Source organism: Mannheimia kashgarensis (genome assembly GCF_041807705.1).
Lineage (GTDB): Bacteria > Pseudomonadota > Gammaproteobacteria > Enterobacterales > Pasteurellaceae > Mannheimia.
On the sequence record NZ_JBGTYY010000002.1, the window covers coordinates 152,264 to 173,332 of the forward strand.

The window sequence follows — 21,069 nt, forward strand, 5'->3', positions numbered from 1 at the left end:
ATTATTTTGAAAAATTTGAGCAAATAAATATGAAAAATAGTAACGAATTAAAAACACTTTTAGCTGAATTTACGGAAAAGCAGAAGGCCGCATTTTTAAATACAGATGTGCTTGGATTAATAGCTGAACGTAGCCGCTTTTATGATGAAATTTTGCGTACACTTTGGCAACAATATGGGCTGGAACAACGTGAAGATCTCGCTTTATTAGCCGTTGGTGGCTATGGTCGAGAGGAGATGTTCCCACTTTCTGATCTTGATATTTTAGTACTATCTGAACAGCCACTAGATGAACCAACACAGCAAGTGTTAAATGAATTATTTAATTTGCTGTGGGATAGCAAATTACAGCTGGGAACAAGTGTCCGAACCCTTGAGGAATGTATTGAGATTGGAAAAGCAGAAATTTCAGTTGCCACGAATATGTTGGAGGGGCGTTTTTTATTTGGAAATCATCAGCTTTGGATTAGGTTAAAAGAGGAAATATATCAGCCAGATTTTTGGGAAATTAATGCGTTTTTTAAAGCCAAAATGGACGAAAAAAATACTCGTTACACACGTTATCACAATACCAGTTACAACCTTGAACCCGATTTAAAGCATAGTCCGGGAGGATTGCGAGATCTTAATTTACTTTCTTGGATTATGTTACGCCAATATGGCGTGTATTCATTTATTGATTTACTGAATAAAGGCTTGCTTTATTCCGAAGAATATAAAGAATTAACAGCCTCACAAGCGGTACTTTTTCGTATGCGTTTTGCACTTCATTTGCAGCTTAAACGCTATGACAACCGTTTGAGATTTGACAGGCAGTTGCAATTAAGCGAATTTTTAGGTTATCAAGGCGAGGGTAATCAAGCGGTTGAAACAATGATGAGAGATTATTTCCAAGCCACGAAATCGATTTCTCAGCTAAGCCAGCTCATACTGAATGGCTTTGAACAAACGCATTTATTGAATTTGCAAAAAATTGGCGAAAAACAACCGCTTGATCGCTATTTTTATCAGCAAAATCAGATGATATTTATTGAAGATCGTCGCATTTTCAAACATCAGCCTACCACAATGTTGGATTTGTTCTTTCATCTCACCCATTTCCCGCAACTAAATGCGAGTGCTGATACGCTACGGCAACTGCGTTTATCACTCCAGCAGCAAGAGCAACCGCTGTGTGAAAATCAGGAAATACGAGAAAAATTTGTGCAACTTTTTCACCAGCCTAAAGTGGTTTCCAGAGCAATTTTGCCAATGCACCAATTAGGCTTCCTAACTGCCTATTTACCACAATGGAGGGGTATTGAGGGCTTAATGCAGTTTGATCTTTTCCATATTTATACGGTAGATGAACACAGTATCCGTGTAATGCTGAATTTAGAAAATTTTGCTGAGAATGTTCAACATTCTATTTTTCCTCTCGGCAATAGCTTATTTTCACAGCTATCCGATAAGCACAACTTGATTTATCTTGCCGCACTCTTTCACGATATTGCAAAGGGCAGAGAAGGCGATCATGCTAAAGTTGGGGCGGAGGATATGCGTGAATTTGCCAAATTGCACGGTTTTAGCCAAGAGCAAACAGATTATATGGCTTGGCTGGTAGAAGAACATTTAACGATGTCAATTATCGCTCAACGGCGTGATATTCACGATCCTGAAGTGGTGCGTGCATTTGCAAAAAAAGTACAAAGTTTGACCGCTTTATCCTCACTGCTTTGTTTAACGGTTACGGATATTTGTGCAACCAGTGAGAGTTTATGGAACGATTGGAAAGCCTCGCTTTTTATCCAACTTTACCAATTTACCTTACAACAATTAGCTGAAAATTTAGACTACGAAGCGGTAGCAAAAGAACATCGCCAGCAAGCGTTAGAATTGATGAAATTTGTGCTTTCCTCTAGCGAGCGTAAAGCCTTGAATGAATTTTGGCAGCCTTGCCCACAGAGCTATTTTTTACGCCATAAACCGACCCAGTTAGTATGGCACGCATTGAGTTACATTAGAAATCGCAAACTGCCGATGGTATTAATCAGCAACGAGTACGCCAGAGGAGGAACAGAAATTTTCATTTGCTGCCAAGATCAGCCTCAGCTTTTTGCTCGCATTGCTTATTTGCTCAGCCAAAAGAAAATCAGCATTCACGATGCGCAAATTATTACTAGTGAAAACGGCTTGGTGTTGGACAGTTTTATCGTAACTGAACGTAATGGAGAAGATTTAACAGGCGAAAGAAGCCTACAAATTCAGCAATCTTTAATCAAGATGTTAGCAATACCGAATAATCAAGCTAAGTTTATTAAAAAGCCTGTTAAATACGCTTCATTTAAACGCAAAACAAGATTACGTTTTCTGCCACAATCATCGAAACAGCAGACGGAGTTTGAGCTATTTACCCTTGATAGGGAAGGCTTATTGGCTCAAATTGGTTATATCTTTAATCGACTAAACTTAAATTTGCTGAATGCGAAAATTACTACTATTGGCGAGAGAGTAGAGGATTTCTTTGTGGTAAGTAATGCTGAAGGAAAAGCACTTTCGGAGCAAGAACAGTTGATACTTCAAGAAACGATAATGAGAGAACTAGATAATAAATAGCAAAAACCGCTTGTAATTTATCACTACAAGCGGTTATTTTGGGGAGAAATTTTACAATTTCATTTTACGATTTTAGTAAGCCTGATGAACCTTCAGAGTAATCTCTTGGCTGACCTTCTTCCTCTTTTTCAGGTTGAACAGGCAATTGAGCTTGTTGGAAAAACTCAATATTTTTCGCATTTTCGGGTAATAATTTTTCAGAACTTTGAGCTAAATGAGCATACAGTTTTTTATAATCTGCCGCTAAAGTTGAAAGTAGTTGAGCGGATTGCTCAAAATGCTGCTCAAGTTGTTGTTTTTGTTCATCAACTTGTGTTTTAGTCTGTTTAAGTTCTCTTTCTAATTCGTGTTGCTTCCTTACATTACTATTAAATACGCGCACGATAGTGCAACCTACTACAGCACCAACAATAAATGCAGCGGCAATGGCCGCCCAAACATCACTTGTCCATTGTTCCATCATAAACTCCTTATATTTAAGTAGTGAATTTATGGCTCTATTTTTAACATTTCAGCTTTTGTTTGAAAAGTTCCAAATGATTAAAATGTGATATAGGTTCAATTTTAAAGAATAAGTCTAAAAAACATTAGATTTTTGGTTAAAAAGTCTGTATAATTCCGCCACCCTGTTTTGCTTGGTTTTTCCCGCTAAGCAGTTTGGTCAGAATTGACTCGAAGGGGTTGGATTCTACCGTCATAGGTAATTCCTTTTAGGAATTGGGTTATAAACTTTAAATTTTGGTATTTAATTAATGAAAACTTTTGTAGCAAAACCAGAAACAGTACAACGTGACTGGTATGTAGTAGATGCGACAGGTAAAACTTTAGGTCGTTTAGCTACCGAATTAGCACGCCGTTTACGCGGTAAACATAAAGCTGAATATACTCCGCATGTTGATACAGGTGATTACATCATTGTTATCAATGCAGAGAAAGTAGCAGTAACCGGCAAAAAAGAAACTGACAAGGTTTACTACTGGCACACCGGCTATGTAGGTGGTATCAAAGATGCAACCTTCAAAGAAATGATTGCACGTCGTCCAGAAGCAGTGATCGAGATCGCAGTTAAAGGTATGTTACCTAAAGGTCCTTTAGGTCGTGAAATGTTCCGTAAATTAAAAGTTTACGCAGGTAACGAACATAACCACGCTGCACAACAACCACAAGTTTTAGACATCTAATCACGGAGCAGAAAAATGACAGCAGCAAATCAAAACTACGGCACAGGTCGCCGCAAAAGCTCTTCAGCTCGTGTATTTATCAAACCGGGCAGTGGTAATATTACCATTAACCAACGTTCTTTAGAGGTTTACTTCGGTCGTGAAACTTCACGTATGATCGTCCGTCAACCATTAGAATTAGTTGAATTAACAGATAAATTAGACCTTTACATCACTGTAACCGGTGGTGGTATTTCTGGTCAAGCAGGTGCGATCCGTCACGGTATCACTCGTGCATTAATGGAATACGATGAAACTCTACGCCCAGCACTTCGTGCAGCAGGCTTCGTTACTCGTGACGCTCGTCGCGTTGAACGTAAAAAAGTGGGTTTACACAAAGCACGTCGTCGTCCACAATACTCAAAACGTTAATTTATTTTCGTTTTCAAAAGGCAGGGTTTCCTGCCTTTTTTGTTATCTATAAAATTACTTTTTGTAGATATATTTCACAGCTAATAATGCAGTTCCTGCACCGAATAAATCGGCAATTCCATCTAACCAAGAGCTTTGTCGGGTTTCGGTAAAATAGGCTTGTCCTAACTCTGTTCCAAACGCATAAAATAGTGCAAATATCATTAAACCTAAATAAGGTACAAATTTATTAGATTGAATAAATGCTCTTGCTATGAGCCAAATTTGTATAAAGAAGATTGCGAAGTGTCCAATTTTATCAAAATGAGGAAATAGAGGAGGATCTCCACTGCTTTCACGGAAAATAAGAGAGTAGAGACTAATAACAAACCAAAGTAAGGCTAAAAGAGCGTGTCTATTCATTTCAATTATATTTCATAGAAAGATATAAAAAACAAGCGGTCATTTTTAGTAAAAATTTTACTAAAAACAACCGCTTATAGGCGTTATTTATTACTCAAATAAACCTTTATGTAATGCACGAACAGCATCATCTGCTTCACTATTTTTGATAAGCGTACAAACATTGTTGCTACTTGCACCGTAGCTGATTAGGCGGATATTGTAATTCTCAAGGGTATGGAATAATTTTTTCGCCACACCCGCTTGGAGATGTAAGTTATTGCCAATAATAGCCACTAACGCTAAATCATTTTCCACTTGAACATTGCAATAAGCATTGAGTTCATCAAGTAATTCAGGCGATAGCATATCTGTGCCAGAAGACGCTGAACCTGTTTTATCTAATGTGAGAGATACGCTTACTTCTGAAGTCGTAATCACATCAACTGAGATTTTATGTTTTGCTAAAATCGCAAATAAATTCGCTAAAAAGCCTTGTGCGTGTAGCATAGATAGGCTTGAAAGCGTTAATAAGGTTTGATTACGGCGTAATGCAATCGCACGGAACGTTGGGCGAGGTTGTGGATCACGAGTTACCCAAGTACCACCTTGCTCAGGGGCTTTGCTTGAGCCTACATACACAGGAATATTGCTACGCACCGCAGGTAATAAGGTTGCAGGGTGAAGCACTTTCGCACCAAATGTTGCCATTTCAGCCGCTTCATTAAATGCCATTGTATCAATACGTTGTGCGTTTGGCACAACACGAGGGTCAGTTGTGTAGATACCCGGAACGTCTGTCCAAATCAACACATCATTTGCATTTAATACTTCTGCTAATAATGCCGCAGAGTAGTCTGAACCACCACGACCTAAAGTGGTGGTTTTCCCTTCATCATCACGCCCGATAAAACCTTGTGTAATCGCAATTTTGCCAGCTTCGATAAGTGGCTTGATTACTTTATCTGATTGTTGTTGGGTTTTTTCATCATTTGGAGTTGCTTTTCCATAGTGGTTATTTGTTGCTACAACGTCACGCACATCAACCCATACAGCAGGGTGTCCACGCTCAATTAATAATTGCGTAAAGATTTTGGTGGACATCATCTCGCCGTGGCTGATTAATTCATCACTTAATGCTGTGGATGTGGCAAGGCTTGCAGATTCTGCTAATGCTTCAATATGCTCTAGTAACTCATCGATTTCAGCACGAACGCTATCTTGTGTTTGTAATTTTTCAATGATGTTGTATTGAATTTGACGAACAGATGCAATGATTTCATCACGCTTTTCTTTTTCACAACCATTTGCAAGTTCAACTAAATAATTTGTTACACCAGCAGATGCAGAAAGGACCACCACACGAGTGTTTTTTTCAGCAATAACGATATTAGCAGAGGAAGTCATTGCATCAAAATCAGCAACGCTGGTACCACCAAATTTAGCCACAGAAAGATGAGACATAATAAAAATTTCCTTAAATAGAGTAGATAATGTTGTGTTTAGGGGATATTCGGAAAGGAAATTTGAGTAGATTATACGGTTTGATTGAGAACCAATTAATCAGAGCACTCCATTTAATAAAATATTAAATGACAGCTGACAGGATTCAACCTATGCAGCCGATGTTAATTCCATTCTAGTGAATTCACACCTCGGCAAGCACTCCCATCACTTAATTCTCAAACGGCCCTAGTTGCCTCAAATTAAGTTGCCTGAGTGTTGCGCCTCTCCCGTAGCAGAAGAGTCTGCTACTATTTTTCAATGTTTGAAAAACTTATATAGAAATACCTTTTTGTCGATGATTTGTCAATGAATATTTACAATATTGATATAGAGTTATTTGAACGAAATAATACTCCTAAATTATTTTTTGAAATGGATCACAAAATTCAAATTATTTTATTGTAGTGTTCTTGTGTTGTTCTATTCTTACTTTACTCATTATGAGGTAACTTAGGAGACAATATTATGAGTGTATTAACATATTTGCAAAAAATAGGGCGTGCCTTAATGGTACCTGTTGCGGCATTACCGGCCGCTGCATTATTAATGGGAATTGGCTATTGGATTGATCCCGATGGTTGGGGGGCTAATAGCCAATTAGCAGCATTACTGATTAAATCAGGTGCTGCAATTATTGATAATATGTCGATTCTATTTGCAGTTGGTGTTGCATTTGGAATGTCGAGAGAAAAAGATGGTGCAGCTGCACTATCAGGCTTAGTGGGGTATTTGGTGTTAACGACCTTACTAGCTCCGGCTGCTGTTGCTCAGTTATTAGGCGTTGCTGTAGAAGAAGTACCTGCTGCATTCGGTAAAATCAATAATTAGTTTATTGGTATTTTGGTAGGGGTGATCTCAGCTGAACTTTATAACCGCTTCTACCAAGTGGAATTACCAAAAGCATTATCATTCTTTAGCGGTAAGCGTTTAGTGCCGATTGTGGTTTCTGTAATTATGATCGTCGTAGCATTTATCTTGCTCTATGTGTGGCCGGTTATTTTCGGTGGATTGGTTTCTTTTGGTGAATCAATCAAAGATATGGGGTCAGTTGGTGCAGGTATTTACGCTTTCTTCAACCGTTTATTAATTCCTGTTGGCTTACACCACGCACTTAACTCTGTATTCTGGTTTGATGTGGCGGGCATTAATGATATTCCTAATTTCTTAGGTGGAGCGAAATCGTTAGCGGAAGGCAAAGCGGTAGTAGGTGTAACTGGTATGTACCAAGCAGGGTTCTTCCCTGTGATGATGTTTGGTTTACCAGCAGCGGCACTTGCGATTTATCATAGTGCAAAGCCGGCTAAGAAAGCCCAGGTTGCTTCTATTATGTTTGCTGCTGCACTAGCATCATTCTTTACGGGGATTACAGAGCCGTTAGAATTTGCCTTTATGTTTGTTGCACCGGTACTTTATGTAATACATGCACTACTAACAGGCTTATCCGTTTATATTGCCTCATCAATGGAATGGATTGCAGGCTTCGGCTTTAGTGCAGGCTTAGTAGATTTAATCTTATCTAGCCGTAACCCTCTTGCTGTTCAATGGTATATGCTTATTGTGCAAGGTGTCTTATTTGCTGTTATTTACTATGTGCTATTTAGAACCGTGATTCGTTTATTTAACCTAAAAACGCCGGGTCGTGAAGATGAAGATAGTATCCAGGTGTCAGCTGAAACCTCTCGTAGTGAGCAGGCTGCAAAATTTATTGAGGCATTAGGCGGCAAAGAGAATATTACGAGTATTGATGCTTGTATTACTCGTTTGCGTTTAATTTTAGTAGATACAGCCAAAGCGAATGAAGCAAAATTAAAAGCTTTAGGTTCAAAAGGAAATGTAAAACTGGGCGAAAATGGCTATCAAGTTATTTTAGGACCTGAAGCAGAATTTGTTGCAGATGCAATGAAAAAGCTATAATACCGGTTAGAAAATAGAAGTAAGCGGTCAGAATATTGTAATTTTTTGCAAAAATCTGACCGCTTGTTTTATGCCTTTTTATTGATTGGTGTGTGTTTATGGCTTGCCATTTTTTGACGAATTTCACGGCGTTGTTTTGAAAGTTCCGCGTTACGAATCATATAATCATCAACACGGTTTTCATAATCATAACGCATATTAGCAATAATTGCACGTACGTCTTCAATCGACATTTCATCAGTGATGTATTGAGTTAGATTATCTAATAACAACACACGTTTTTGGTTATCACGAATTTTGCGATCGTTATCGGCAGTTTCGCGATGTAATTTATTTTTTAAACGATAAAGATGTACATATTCCAACATATCGTGGAATGATTTATTCACTTCAGACATAGAAAATCCTCTTGGTTAAGTTGATTAAAAATAAGTAGATAAATCCTATTCTTTTTCTGCCAATTCGTCAAAAAATTTTGTGTTAATTTTATGATTTAAATCTATTATCAAAAAGTTCGTTAAATTTGTAGTGATATTTAGCTTAAAAATGGTAATATCTTATCATTTATGGTTATTAAGGGATTTTGTTATGTCATCAAATATCATTCCTCGTGAATTTGCTGCAATTGATTTAGGCTCAAATAGCTTTCATATGATTGTAGCCCGTATTGTGAATGGCTCAATTCAAGTCCTTTCTCGTCTTAAACGCCGTGTTCGATTAGCTGATGGGCTTGATGAAAATCTAATACTCAGCCAAGACGCTATCGACAGGGGTGTGGATTGCTTGGCATTGTTTGCAAAACGCTTAAAAGGCTTTTCGCCGGAAAATGTGAAAGTGGTCGGTACTTATACCTTACGCAGAGCTGCAAATAAGCAAGACTTTCTTGGCCAAGCAAAAGCGGTTTTTCCTTATCCAATTTCAATTATTTCCGGGCAAGAAGAAGCTCGATTAATTTATTCAGGTGTTAGCCACACACAGCCCGAAACGGGTAGAAAGCTCGTAGTGGATATTGGTGGTGGCTCAACAGAAATTACTATTGGCGATAACTTTAATCCAATTCGGGCAGAAAGCCGTCATATGGGGTGCGTGAGTTTTGCCAAGCGTTTTTTTCCAAACGGGGAACTGACTACCGAACTCTTTGATAGTGCTTATCAGCTGGCAATGGAAAAAATTGAAGACTTGATGTGGGAGTACCAAGAATTAGGTTGGGAACACGCACTAGGCTCGTCAGGCACAATTAAAACTGTTCATCAAGTTCTTATTGCTAACGGCTATCGAGATGGAATGATAACCGAGTCTCGCCTACAAAAAGTGATTGATTTATGTTTAGGATTTAAATCGTTGAATGAGATAAAAATGCGAGGATTACTGGAGGAACGAGTAGATGTGTTAGTTCCCGGTTTAGCTATTTTGTTAGCCCTTTTCCATACCTTCAAAATTGAAACCTTGCGCTATTCTAACGGCGCTTTACGAGAAGGCGTGATGTATGGCTTAGAAAAAAGTTTCCAAGTGGGCGATATTCGCCAGCGAACAGCTGAAGCCTTAGTGGAGCAGTTTGATTTAGATAAAAAGCAAGCTGCAAGAGTAGAGAAAACAGTATTTATGCTTTTTGATCAAATTCGAGGTTGGAAAAACCGTCGCCAAGTTGAAGATTTCCGCTCTATGTTGAAGTGGGCAAGTTTATTGCACGAAATTGGTATTGTTGTAAATCATAATAATGTTCATCGCCACTCAGCTTATTTGATTTCGAACCGAGATTTACCGGGTTTTGATTTTGAACAGCAAACGTTGTTAGCGGTTTTAATGCGGTATCATCTCAAAGGGTTTAAGCGTTCTGATATTCGTAGTATTAACCGCTACCAATATCGTGATATTTTGACCTTAGTTCGTTTATTTAGATTAGCGGTATTACTTAATCGTTCTCGCCAAGCAACGGTTGAACCGAAGCAGATTGTTCTTTCTATTGAAAATAACGATTGGCATTTAGCGTTTGACGAGGGATTTTTGAGCCAGAACCCATTAGCATTAGCTGATTTAGAAGACGAGCAAAAGATATTATCTACTGCAGATCTTAGTTTAACCATTTCTTAAAAGACAATCGCTATTCACTATTTTCATTAACGCTTAAAGGCGTTAATGATTTCCTTTCCAATAAAATTTGATCTACCTCGCATTTTTGAAATTTTCTTATTGAGATTATTCTATTAAGCCATTATTCTTTCTTTTATTGGAGTATATCTTCATAAATAGCTATTTATGGAGTGATACATCAAATTATATTAAAAAAATAGATTGAGGAAAAACCTATGTTATTAGCCGATTTATCAAGAGATGATTACGCAAAATCATTACCACCTCTATTTGCTCGCTTATGTGGGAAATTAAAAACTTTAGATTTAGCGAATTTAGAACTAGGTTGGCAGGATTTAGAAGATGGCATTCGTATGAATGTGATGTCGTTTGAAACCAGCCCTGCAGAAGGCAAAAAAGCGGAAATGCACCGTAAATTTGTGGATATTCAACTTCTTATTGAAGGCGAAGAGATGATCGAATATGGCTTAAGCCAGCCTGATTTAGCAAAATATGATGAATATCGTGATGAAGCTGACTACCAGCTTACCGATGCGATTGATGATAAAAATGAAGTTATTCTTAAACCAAATATGTTTGCTATTTTCTTGCCTTATGAGCCACACAAACCGGGTAATTCAGTAAATGGCAATAAAGTATTGAAAAAATTAGTAGTAAAAGTTCCTGTGGAATTATTATAGGAGGTGGGAATGTCTGCTAGAGGAAAAATTCTTAATACAATCAGCTCACTACAAAATAGTTTAACTAAAACAGAAAAGAAAATAGCAGCAGTTATTTTATCTCAGCCGGAATTGCTTAGCCAATGTTCTTTATCTGAGGTTGCTAAACATTTAGATGTTGGTGAAGCAACCTTTATCCGTTTTTGCCGAACATTAGGCTTTAAAGGCTATACTGATTTCAAATTAGAATTAGCAATAGAACTTGCTACTCAAAATCAAGATAAACGAGTTTTATTGGATACGGATGTATCTGAAGGCGATACATCGAAAGACATTGCCAATAAGCTAAAAAATAGCTTGGATAGTGCAATTAGTGAAACTATTAATTTGCTTGATTTTGATGTGCTGGAAAAAGTTGTACAAGAGCTACGGAAGGCTAAAAGAATATTTTTATTTGGTGTAGGTTCTTCAGGGCTAACGGCAGAAGATGCCAAACATAAATTAATGCGGATTGGGCTGCAAACTGATGCAATAACTAATAATCATTTTATGTATATGCAAGCCGCTCTTGTTGAAGAAGGTGATTTAGTCATTGGTATAAGCCATTCAGGTTACTCTGAGGAGGTTGTGAAATCACTCCGTTTCTCTCGTGCAAATAAAGCCACTGCCGTTGCGATTACCCATAACTTACGTTCCCCTGTCACGGAAGAAGCAAATTATGTATTAATTAATGGTAATCGACAAGGTCATATGCAAGGCGATTCTATTGGTACAAAAATGTCCCAGCTTTTTGTATTAGATTTAATTTATACCTTGCTAGTAAAAGCTGAGCCTGAAAACGCTTTAAAGCAAAAGCAAAAAACGTTGAATGTAATTTTAGAGCAGAGAATTAAAAGCTAGTCAGAACATTGGTTTGTGAAAGCACAATCTGAGATTAATTTGTATTCATTTAAAGCAAGCAGTTATGAAAATAGCTGCTTGTTTTGTTTTTGGTGTTCTATTTCTTTTATTTAATTTGCAAATTATCAAGGAAATCTGACCGCTTATTAGTATTTTTGCGAAGTAGATCACAGTGTTTTTTAGATACTCGCTATAGAATAAGCACTATTTCATTTTATCTTAAGGAGTATTTATGGGTGACAATGTAACAACGAAAAAGCTGATTGTCGGTACAATTTCATTGGCGTGTGCAGTCATTTTCTTTGGTGGTTTTGCTAAAGATATTGCAGGCGGCATTTTTGATTTTGGTAAGCTAACAGGGCAATTCCCTGAATGGTTAAAAACAGCAGGGGGAACAAGTGCAAAAGGCGGCTTTATTTTTGCACTAACCTTAGTGCCTAGCGTAATGCTGGCACTTGGTTTTGTGGCAATTTTCGAACATTTCGGTGCTTTGGCTGCTGCTTCAAAATGGTTAAGCCCAATTTTAAGACCGTTAATGGGCATTCCTGGTAGTGCTTCAATTTCATTAATTGCTAGTACACAAAGTACTGATGCAGGCAGCTCAACCACCAAGTTCCTACGCAATGAAGGCAAAATTACTTACAAAGAATTATTAATCTTTGCCGCCTTCCAATTTAGTGCAGGTGCATTACTCACGAACTTCTTAGCCTCTTTTGCTCCATTGTTATTAATTTCAGATAAATCAGGTGCAGTTGCTCCAACCTCCATTGCAATGTGCTTAGGCGTGATTTTCCTATTCAAGATTTTCGGTGCTAATTTAATGCGTTTATATGTGAAAAAATTTGTAAAAGATACGGAGACAGAAGTATGAGTACGCAAAAGAAATTAATTACAGATATTTTTATTGATGGTGCACGCAAAGGTTGGGATATTGCCGTACATAGCACAATTCCTAATGTACTGATGGCATTTGTGATTATTTATATGCTTAATGCGTCTGGCTTACTGAAAATCATTGGGGAATGGCTTGGTTTTATTATGGCACCAGTTGGTTTGCCAGGAGAGGCGATCGCGGTATTTCTTGCTGCATTTCTTAGCTGGGGAGGTGCGGCTGGAGTATTAGTTGCGCTAGTCCAAGAAGGTGTATTGAATGTTCAGCATATTGCTATCTTGCTACCGGGTATGGCATTAGTTGGTTCAACTGTGCAATATATGGGGCGTATTCTAGGCGTATTAGGCGTGCCAGGTAAACATTATTTAGTGCTATTTGGTATCTGCATTATCAATGCTTACCTTGCTATGTTTGTAATGCAATTTTTAATCTAGGAGGCTGTAGTGGAAAAACAAATCGTCGAAAAATTCTTAGCAGAATTAAAAGAAATTACGGATATTGAAAGCCCAGCAAATTCCATTGAAGGCGTTAATCAAGTAGCACAATGGTTTATTAGTAAAGCTGAAAAATCTGGCTTAGAGTATAAATGTTTACCAATGACGAGCGATAAGGTAGCAGAGAGCTTGCTGATTAGTAACGATCTGAATGCTTCGCAATATGATATTCTTTTTGTGGCTCATATGGACACAGTTTTCCCTGTGGGTACAAGTAAAGATGTCCCATTCACCTGTAAAGATGGAATTGTTAATGCACTAGGGGTAATTGATGATAAATCAGGTGCTCTTTTAACCTTCTATATTTTAGAAGAATTAGATTTAAGCAAGTTGAAAATTGCGATTTACCTGAACTCACACGAAGAAATTGGCTCAACTTATGCGAAAGAAAGCATTCGTGAATATGCCCGAAAATCAAAATATTGCTTTGTAATGGAGCCAGCCCGTGAAGATGGCTCAATGGTGGCAACTCGAAAAGGGGTCATTACCTATGATGTTGAATTTCACGGTGTGGCTGCTCACGCAGGGAATAACCCAGAACGAGGGCGTTCAGCCTTAGTTGAAGCAGCTAATTTTATTGTGGAATTCTCTAAACTGAATGATTACCAAGTAGGGCATACCTTTAACTGTGTAATGACGCACGGCGGCACTGCACATAATGTGATTGCTGATTATGCCAAATTAACTATTGAAATGCGTTATCGTTTGCCATCATCAAGAGAATATTTTGAGCAGCAATTGCAACGAGTGCTAGGCAATCCGCTCATAGAGGGGGTAACTTCAACTAAAACTTTGGTAAATGATGAAGCTCCAATGATTGATGAGGTTTATTTACCAAAAATCAAAGTATTATTTGATGAGGTAGGAAGTGAATTACAAACTGAGACTAAATGGGTTGATGCAGGTGGATTAAGTGATGGTAATATTGCATCTTCAGCAGGTTGCCCAACTATTGATGGTTTAGGTCCAACAGGGGGTAATATGCACGCTAAAACTGAATATTTGGTTGTTGATTCGATTATCCCGAAACGTAATTTAGTTGTTAGTGTGATTAAGCGGTTATTTAATCTCTAAAAACAGATACAAGCGGTCAAATTTCTACGTTTTGTTGCAATTTAGCGAGCTGTAACAAGACTATTGGTTACAGCTCTTTATTTTATAGATATTGTTGTTGCTCTTTCATCAGTTGAGAGAAGAAATCAATCAGCACTCGTACTTTTGGCGATAGATAACGGCGGTTTGGGTAGAGTAGGCTGATTTGCAGGGAATCTTGCTCTAAAAATGGCATAATCGGCACTAACTCGCCATTTTTGAGTTCTTCTTTTATCAAAAACTTCGGAATATTGATAATACCTAATCCTGCTTTAGCCATTTGCACTAACGCATAGCCATTATTACTGTAAATTTTCCCCTCAGGTTTAATACTGCTTTTCTGACCTTGTTGCGTGAATTGCCATTGTTGATGGTATTCATAAAGTAAGCAACCTCGTTTATTTAGTTCTTCAAGGCTTTGTGGTTCGCCATTTTGGGTGAGGTAATCAGGTGAAGCAACCAGGACGAGGTACGAGTCGGCAATTTTTTTCGCTACAATAGAGCTGTCAGCAAGACTACCAATACGCAAAACTAAATCGAAACCCTCAGCAATTACATCAACTCGGCGGTCGCTAAATTCAATGTGAAGCTGTAAATTAGGGTAGCCTTCCATAAACTTCGCTAAATAAGGAGCAATAAAGCGAGAGCCAAAATCCATCGGCACAGACATTATGATTTTGCCTTGTAATGTTGAGCTGATATTACTCACGCTGGCTTCCGCCTCTTTCAACTCATTTAAAATCGGCAAACAGCGTTGATAGTAGAGTAATCCTGCCTCAGTTGGGGTGATTTTACGCGTGGTGCGTTGTAGCAAACGGACATTTAAATGCTCTTCTAATTGAGCCACTAATTTGCTTGCCATCGGTAACGAGATTTGAGCTTGCTGTGCCGCTTGGGTAAAACTTTGGGTTTCAATGACTTTGCAAAATAGACTGATTGCGTTTAGTTTATCCATTTTCTCTATTCTTTATATTGTAATTTCTGCTAAGGCTTGCTATCGTAAAAATAGTATGTGTAAAAATCAACACAAAAAGAAATAAATTCAAGAAATCTTAAATAATTATTAAAAATTAGGTAATAAATTATGGGCAAATCACTCGTTATTGTGGAGTCTCCTGCTAAGGCAAAAAAAATTAATCAATATCTTGGTAGCAATTATGTGGTGAAATCAAGTGTCGGGCATATTCGTGATTTACCGAAAAGCGGTAGCGATGAAAAAGCCGAAAAAGCAAAGCCGATCTCAACAAAAGGAATGAGTGCTGAGGAAAAAGTAAAAGTAAAAGCAGAAAAAGAACGTACTGCGTTAGTAAAACGTATGGGGATCGACCCATACAACGGCTGGAAAGCGAACTATCAGATTATGCCTGATAAAGAAAAGGTGGTGTCTGAATTAAAATCACTGGCGAAGAAAGCAGACCATATCTATCTCGCAACCGACTTGGATAGAGAAGGGGAGGCGATTGCGTGGCATTTGCGTGAGATTATTGGTGGCGACGATAGCCGTTTTAGCCGAGTGGTCTTTAATGAAATTACCAAAGATGCAATTAAAAAGGCGTTTGAAGATCCGCAGCCGCTGAATATTGATCGTGTTAATTCTCAACAAACTCGCCGCTTTTTAGACAGAGTGGTAGGCTTTATGGTATCGCCATTACTGTGGAAAAAAGTTGCTCGTGGCTTATCCGCAGGGCGTGTGCAATCTGTGGCGGTAAAATTGCTCGTTGAGCGTGAGCGTGAAATTAAAGCATTCCAAAGTGAAGAGTTTTGGACAATTCAAGCCAATACGCAAATTAATCGTAAAAAATTACCGCTTGAATTAACCTCGTATAAAGGCAAAAAATTCGCAGCAAAGAATGAAGAAGAAGCCAACGTTGCGGTTCAAGCGTTAGAAAAAAGTGATTTTATTATTTCTAATATTGAAGCGAAAGAAACGAGTTCTCGTGCCTCTGCTCCATTCATTACTTCATCGTTACAACGTACCGCAAGCACACGTTTAGGCTTTGGGGTAAAGAAAACAATGATGTTGGCACAGCGTTTGTATGAAGCAGGTTATATTACTTATATGCGTACAGACTCTACAAACCTAAGCCGTGAAGCTCTAGCGATGGCTCGAGGTTATATTGAAGATAACTTCGGTGCAAATTATTTGCCTGAAAAAGCCAATGTGTATCGCAGTAAAGATAACGCACAAGAAGCCCACGAAGCCATTCGTCCGTCTGATGTAAACGTGAAAATGGCAGATTTAAAAGGTATGGATAAAGACGCAGAACGTTTATATGACCTAATTTGGCGTCGTTTCTTAGCTTGTCAGATGTTGCCTGCACGTTATGATTCGACTTCATTAACCGTTCGAGCTGGCGATTATGAATTAAAAGCAAACGGACGTGTAATGCGTTTTGACGGTTGGACAAAAGTATTGCCTGTGCAAGGGAAAAATCCTGAAGATCAAGAATTACCTGCAGTAGAACTTAACCAAAAACTCAACCTTGATGAGGTTGTACCAAGCCAGCACTTTACCAAACCACCAGCCCGTTTTAATGAGGCTTCTCTGGTGGCAGAGCTTGAAGAACGGAAAATTGGTCGTCCTTCAACTTATGCTTCGATTATTTCAACCATTCAAGAGCGTGGTTATGTTCGTACCGAAAATAAACGCTTTTATGTGGAAAAAATTGGCGAAGTGGTAACGGATCGTCTAAATGAATCGTTTAAAGATTTAATGAACTACGATTTTACCGCTAATATGGAGGAAATTCTCGACCAAATTGCGGAAGGCAATAAGAATTGGAAAGAAGAGTTAAATACATTCTTCAAACATTTCTCTGAAGAGCTAACCCAAGCGGAATTAGATGAGCTTGAAGGCGGAATGAAGCCAAATAGCATTGTACCAACGGAGATTGATTGCCCAACCTGTGCAAGAAAAATGGCAATTCGTACCGCTTCTACAGGGGTTTTCTTAGGTTGTACAGGCTATGCTTTACCACCGAAAGAGCGTTGCAAAACCACGATGAATTTAATTCCAGAAGCAGAATTTTTCAATGTGCTGGATTCTGATTCCGAAACTAAGGCGTTAATGGCCCGTAAACGTTGCCCGAAATGTGATTCTGCGATGGATAGTTATGTGATTGACGCAGAGCGTAAATTGCACGTTTGTGGGAATAATCCAAATTGCGATGGCTACATTGTAGAACAAGGCTCATTTAAAATTAAAGGTTATGATGGGCCTGTTGTTGAATGCGATAAATGTGGTGCAGATATGCACTTAAAACTCGGTCGTTTTGGTAAATATATGGGGTGTACAAGCTGTGATAACACTCGCAAAGTGTTGAAAAATGGCGAAGTTGCTCCACCACGAGAAGAGCCTATCGCTTTCCCAGAGTTAAAATGCGAAAAAGCCGATGCCTATTTTGTGTTGCGTGATGGTGCAAGTGGAGTATTTATGTCTGCCCACAATTTCCCAAAAGTGCGTGAAAGTCGAGCGCCAAAAGTGGCTGAATTGGCAAAATATCGTGAAAGATTGCCTGAAAAATTACAATATCTTGCTGATGCTCCACAGCAAGATCCTGAAGGGAATGAGGCGATTATTCGCTTTAGTCGTAAAGAGAAACGTCAATATGTTACTTCAGAGAAAAACGGTAAGGCGACCAAATGGATCGTTGATTACGTTGATGGAAAATGGGTAGAACGCACAAAATAATAGATTAATTGATGTTACAAGCGGTTAAATTTCTCTCATTTTTTGCAATTTGCAAATTATAAAAGAAATTTAACCGCTTGTTTTTATAGATTTTGGATTAATTCATCAATCGCTTTACTTAATTTATTGCGATCGTGGCGGTAATAAACATCATCGGCTGATAAGTTTTTACGCAATGTCTGAATATGTGCTGGAAGTTCTGATTGTTCATCATCAGTGGTAATCACGCCATTTATGCGAGTTTGTCCGATACAGTTTTCAATCCATTCAATTCGTTGATTAAGCGATAAATTCCCTGCAGGGCCGTGTTCTTGCCCGATATTATCAATAAAAATAACCTTAGCTTGGCTTTGACGAATGGCTTGAGCAATATCCGAAACCAGTAAATTTGGCATAATACTGGTAAAAAAGCTACCCGGTCCGAGCAGTATTAACTCTGCTTCTTGAATGGCAGAAATCGCTTCTGGCGTACCTAATACAGGCGTATCTAGCTCTAAATGATGGGGTGTTTCAGCAAGTGCATCAATTTGAACCTCGCCTAATACTTTTGTACCGCATTGTAGCTGTGCAATTAAATGAACAGGCGTTTCTGACATCGGGATAAGTTTTGATCTAACGTGCAATAAATCTCGAACAAGGTTAATACCCTCAAGCGGTCTGATTTGCATATTTTCAAGGGCGGTAAGAATAAGATTACCGAGATTGTGCCCACCCAGTTCGCCAGTGCCGCCAAAACGATATTCAAATAGGCGAGAAGCAACCGTAGGCTTGACAATAATTTGATTTAAACAGTTGCGTAAATCGCCCCAAGCAATCACACCTTGTTGAGAACGAATACGCCCTGTTGAGCCGCCATTATCGGTAGTGGCAACAATGCCTGTCAGTCGTTCTTTTAAAAAAGGTAGGGCAGAGAGTAGCCGCCCTAAACCGTGTCCACCACCTAATGCAACAACAGTATTGAGTTGGTTTAGGTGATGATGGCGAGCGAGCTTTATTTGAGGTAGTTCTTGAGTGTCCATTCTTTGTTAAAACGCTTATTTTTCTAAAATAATTGCCTCTGTATGGCTAGATGGAATGGCTTGCACAACGGCTTTAACTAATGTTGCTAACGGAATTGCAAAGAATACGCCCCAAAATCCCCATAAACCGCCAAAAATCAGTACTGCAATAATAATAGTGAGAGGGTGCAGGTTTACTGCCTCAGAAAATAGATACGGTACAAGTAGGTTTCCATCTAATAATTGGCTGATGATAAAGGCGAGCATTATATAATAAAAATCAGACGATAAACCAAACTGGAATAAAGCAACCAACATTACGGGAATACTCACTAATACTGCGCCGATGTAAGGAATTAATACGGAAATTCCTACTGCAACCGAAAGAAGTAATGGGTAGCGTAAATCAAAAAAGAGGAAGATAATGTAGGTTACCACCCCAACAATCACAATTTCCAAAAATTTGCCACGAATATAGTTAGCAATTTGTTGCTGCATTTCAAACCATACACGGGTTGCCAAGCGGCGATTTTGTGGTAAAACGCTGCTAAATGAACGCATTAGCACTAATTTGTCTTTCAATAAGAAAAACACCATTAACGGCACCAGGAAGGTATAAATACCTAAGCCAACCAAGCTAATAATAGAGTTGATAGAAATCGTTAAAAGTGATTCACCCATACTCAAAATATTGCTTTTTACGGTATTCATAATGGAATCCACAGTAGCGTAATCCACTAATTCCGGATAATGCTCCGGAAGCCCTTGTAACCAAGCATTGAGCAAATTAAACATTGACGGCAAATCTTGAATAAAGGTTACCGCTTGGTTCCATAAGGTTGGTAGCAATACCACACCTAAGAATGAGAGCAAAGCGATAAAACTTCCTAAAATTAAGATAACGCTCAGTGTTCTAGGTAATTTCAATTTAACCGTTAAAAAACGAGTAGGCCATTCAAGTAAATAGGCAAATACAAGGGCAACTAATAGTGGCATTAATAGATCGTTGAAAAAATAAATAATACCGAACCCAATTAACAGAATGCCAAATAAAACCACTATTTGGGGGTCGGTAAATTTTCTTTGATACCACTCTCGCAACATTTGAAACATATTTTGTATTGCCTTTTTAACTCACTATAAAATTATTTTTGACTACAAACCGCAATAAACCCTAATTTTTGATCAGGATCGTTGAAAATTTTATACATTTTATTAAAGGTTTCACGATTTTCAGGTTTTAACGCATTTCCTACGATTTTCATTGCCCCTAACACACCTTCATCGTAAATTAACCCTTTCGGAGAGAGCAATGACATCTCACCTGAAAAAGTTTCTACATTTCTAAAACCACAATGATGGAATAGTGCTTTCCAATCTGGCTTTGTAAGTGGCGATACCGTAATATTAATCGCATTACGCAGTTCCGCTAATAATTCATCGGCATTGTCGGTGTTGAGCATAATATCGTGTGTAAGTAAAAAACCGTTTGGTTTTAACACTCGGAGATATTCACGAATTGCTTTCTCTTTAGCTTCTTGTGGAAGCATTGTCAGCATTGCTTCGTTAATCACAATATCAAAACTTTCATCTTCAAATGGCAGTTTTGTTGCATTCGCTCTTTGCACTTGAACTAAATGCTCAACTTCTTGATATTTGATGTTTTCACGGGCTTTTTCAAGTGCTTCTTCGTCTAAATCAACGCCAATAATTTGGCATTCAAACTGTTTAGCCAACTGGATAGCGGTTGTACCCATATTACAGGCAACTTCTAATACTTTTTTATCTTTCGAAAAATCACCGCTTCCAATTAACCAATCCGTAGCAAGTTTTCCACCCGGACGTAAACGAGTTTTGCCTAAGCGAGCTAAAAAATGATGTCCAACTTCTTCTTTTTTCATAATAAAACCTCTGAATTTGCAAAATAATCTGAAAATATGACAGCTTGCATTGAAATTTTTACAATTATACCCAATTTTTATATACAGCGGCAGATGAATTTGACAGAATATTGCCTACTTTTTATGAAGAGGAAAATAGTATGACGAAACAAAATAATGGCTATCTCCATCAACGAGGTGAAATCAAAGAAAGTGCAGTAAAAGCATTAGTTACAGATCCGCTTTTTAGACATAAAGTTGAAAAGAACCGTAAAGGTAAAGGCAGCTACCGCAGACACGAGAAGCATAAAAATGTGGCTTATGGAAAAAATGAAACCCCATTTAAAAATGTTCAAAGAGAGCCTTTTTAAATGGGGTTTTAATT

19 protein-coding genes, 1 pseudogene and 1 riboswitch are annotated in these 21,069 nt (G+C 38.2%); of the genes and pseudogenes, 12 read left to right on the top strand and 8 right to left on the bottom strand.

The features are described from left to right. Positions 1–29 precede the first annotated feature (29 nt). Entirely contained in the window at positions 30–2,594 is a 2,565-nt protein-coding gene (gene glnD / locus ACERCF_RS01990) for a bifunctional uridylyltransferase/uridylyl-removing protein GlnD (RefSeq protein ID WP_373624438.1), read from the top strand. Between the two features lie 64 nt (positions 2,595–2,658). On the opposite strand, the gene ACERCF_RS01995 is transcribed toward glnD, so the two are convergent. Further along, positions 2,659–3,054, bottom strand: coding sequence for a Z-ring associated ZapG family protein (locus ACERCF_RS01995; protein WP_373612136.1), 396 nt, complete (start codon positions 3,052–3,054; stop codon positions 2,659–2,661). Between the two features lie 292 nt (positions 3,055–3,346). Between ACERCF_RS01995 and rplM the strand changes: the two genes are divergently transcribed. Further along, positions 3,347–3,775 (top strand): 50S ribosomal protein L13, encoded by a 429-nt coding sequence (gene rplM, locus ACERCF_RS02000; RefSeq protein ID WP_373612133.1) that lies wholly within the window; start codon positions 3,347–3,349, stop codon positions 3,773–3,775. Positions 3,776–3,790: 15 nt separating this feature from the next. Continuing rightward, positions 3,791–4,186 (top strand): 30S ribosomal protein S9, encoded by a 396-nt coding sequence (gene rpsI, locus ACERCF_RS02005; RefSeq protein ID WP_025217229.1) that lies wholly within the window; start codon positions 3,791–3,793, stop codon positions 4,184–4,186. A 54-nt stretch (positions 4,187–4,240) separates the two neighbouring features. Here rpsI and ACERCF_RS02010 read toward each other — a convergent pair whose 3' ends face one another. Then, on the bottom strand, positions 4,241–4,588 hold the full coding sequence (locus ACERCF_RS02010) for a VanZ family protein (protein ID WP_373612134.1): 348 nt from the start codon (positions 4,586–4,588) through the stop codon (positions 4,241–4,243). Positions 4,589–4,678: 90 nt separating this feature from the next. Beyond that, a complete protein-coding gene (gene lysC, locus ACERCF_RS02015) occupies positions 4,679–6,031 on the bottom strand; it encodes a lysine-sensitive aspartokinase 3 (protein WP_373612135.1) in 1,353 nt (450 codons plus the stop codon). Positions 6,032–6,125: 94 nt separating this feature from the next. Beyond that, positions 6,126–6,308: riboswitch (Lysine riboswitch) on the bottom strand. 230 nt (positions 6,309–6,538) lie between these two features. Here lysC and nagE point away from each other — a divergent pair. Further along, positions 6,539–7,987, top strand: a pseudogene (gene nagE, locus ACERCF_RS02020) (N-acetylglucosamine-specific PTS transporter subunit IIBC). Between the two features lie 68 nt (positions 7,988–8,055). On the opposite strand, the gene ACERCF_RS02025 reads toward nagE, so the two are convergent. Beyond that, complete coding sequence (locus ACERCF_RS02025) at positions 8,056–8,385, bottom strand: DUF496 family protein (protein WP_373611585.1); 330 nt, start codon at positions 8,383–8,385, stop codon at positions 8,056–8,058. 190 nt (positions 8,386–8,575) lie between these two features. Here ACERCF_RS02025 and ppx point away from each other — a divergent pair, with 190 nt between their 5' ends. The 6 genes from ppx to ACERCF_RS02055 all read left to right on the top strand — a co-directional run bounded on the left by ppx (position 8,576) and on the right by ACERCF_RS02055 (position 14,097). After that, positions 8,576–10,078, top strand: coding sequence for an exopolyphosphatase (ppx, locus tag ACERCF_RS02030; RefSeq protein WP_373611584.1), 1,503 nt, complete (start codon positions 8,576–8,578; stop codon positions 10,076–10,078). A gap of 215 nt (positions 10,079–10,293) precedes the next feature. Next, entirely contained in the window at positions 10,294–10,758 is a 465-nt protein-coding gene (nanQ, locus tag ACERCF_RS02035; RefSeq protein ID WP_373624439.1) for an N-acetylneuraminate anomerase, read from the top strand. 9 nt (positions 10,759–10,767) lie between these two features. Then, a complete protein-coding gene (locus ACERCF_RS02040) occupies positions 10,768–11,637 on the top strand; it encodes a MurR/RpiR family transcriptional regulator (protein WP_373611582.1) in 870 nt (289 codons plus the stop codon). A 232-nt stretch (positions 11,638–11,869) separates the two neighbouring features. Further along, positions 11,870–12,508 (top strand): nucleoside recognition domain-containing protein, encoded by a 639-nt coding sequence (locus tag ACERCF_RS02045; RefSeq protein WP_373624440.1) that lies wholly within the window; start codon positions 11,870–11,872, stop codon positions 12,506–12,508. Further along, a complete protein-coding gene (locus ACERCF_RS02050; RefSeq protein WP_373611580.1) occupies positions 12,505–12,963 on the top strand; it encodes a YjiG family protein in 459 nt (152 codons plus the stop codon). The genes ACERCF_RS02045 and ACERCF_RS02050 overlap by 4 nt, the downstream gene beginning before the upstream one ends. A gap of 9 nt (positions 12,964–12,972) precedes the next feature. Beyond that, a complete protein-coding gene (locus ACERCF_RS02055; RefSeq protein ID WP_373624441.1) occupies positions 12,973–14,097 on the top strand; it encodes a M20/M25/M40 family metallo-hydrolase in 1,125 nt (374 codons plus the stop codon). Positions 14,098–14,179: 82 nt separating this feature from the next. Here the strand turns inward: ACERCF_RS02055 and ACERCF_RS02060 are convergent, their stop codons facing one another. Beyond that, complete coding sequence (locus ACERCF_RS02060) at positions 14,180–15,070, bottom strand: LysR family transcriptional regulator (protein WP_373624442.1); 891 nt, start codon at positions 15,068–15,070, stop codon at positions 14,180–14,182. Between the two features lie 129 nt (positions 15,071–15,199). Between ACERCF_RS02060 and topA the strand changes: the two genes are divergently transcribed. Beyond that, the gene (gene topA / locus ACERCF_RS02065) at positions 15,200–17,806 is read left to right on the top strand and encodes a type I DNA topoisomerase (protein ID WP_373624443.1); all 2,607 of its coding nucleotides are present in this window, start codon (positions 15,200–15,202) and stop codon (positions 17,804–17,806) included. Positions 17,807–17,889: 83 nt separating this feature from the next. Here topA and ACERCF_RS02070 read toward each other — a convergent pair whose 3' ends face one another. Genes ACERCF_RS02070 through ACERCF_RS02080 form a run of 3 tightly spaced genes read right to left on the bottom strand, consistent with a single transcriptional unit; the run spans position 17,890 to position 20,705 of the window. Next, positions 17,890–18,825 (bottom strand): gluconeogenesis factor YvcK family protein, encoded by a 936-nt coding sequence (locus tag ACERCF_RS02070; protein WP_373624444.1) that lies wholly within the window; start codon positions 18,823–18,825, stop codon positions 17,890–17,892. 15 nt (positions 18,826–18,840) lie between these two features. After that, complete coding sequence (locus tag ACERCF_RS02075; RefSeq protein ID WP_373624445.1) at positions 18,841–19,917, bottom strand: AI-2E family transporter; 1,077 nt, start codon at positions 19,915–19,917, stop codon at positions 18,841–18,843. 32 nt (positions 19,918–19,949) lie between these two features. Further along, a complete protein-coding gene (locus tag ACERCF_RS02080; protein WP_373624446.1) occupies positions 19,950–20,705 on the bottom strand; it encodes a class I SAM-dependent methyltransferase in 756 nt (251 codons plus the stop codon). 140 nt (positions 20,706–20,845) lie between these two features. On the opposite strand from ACERCF_RS02080, the gene ACERCF_RS02085 reads away from it, so the two are divergent. Further along, complete coding sequence (locus tag ACERCF_RS02085; RefSeq protein ID WP_373611572.1) at positions 20,846–21,055, top strand: alternative ribosome-rescue factor A; 210 nt, start codon at positions 20,846–20,848, stop codon at positions 21,053–21,055. The last annotated feature ends 14 nt before the right edge of the window (positions 21,056–21,069 follow it).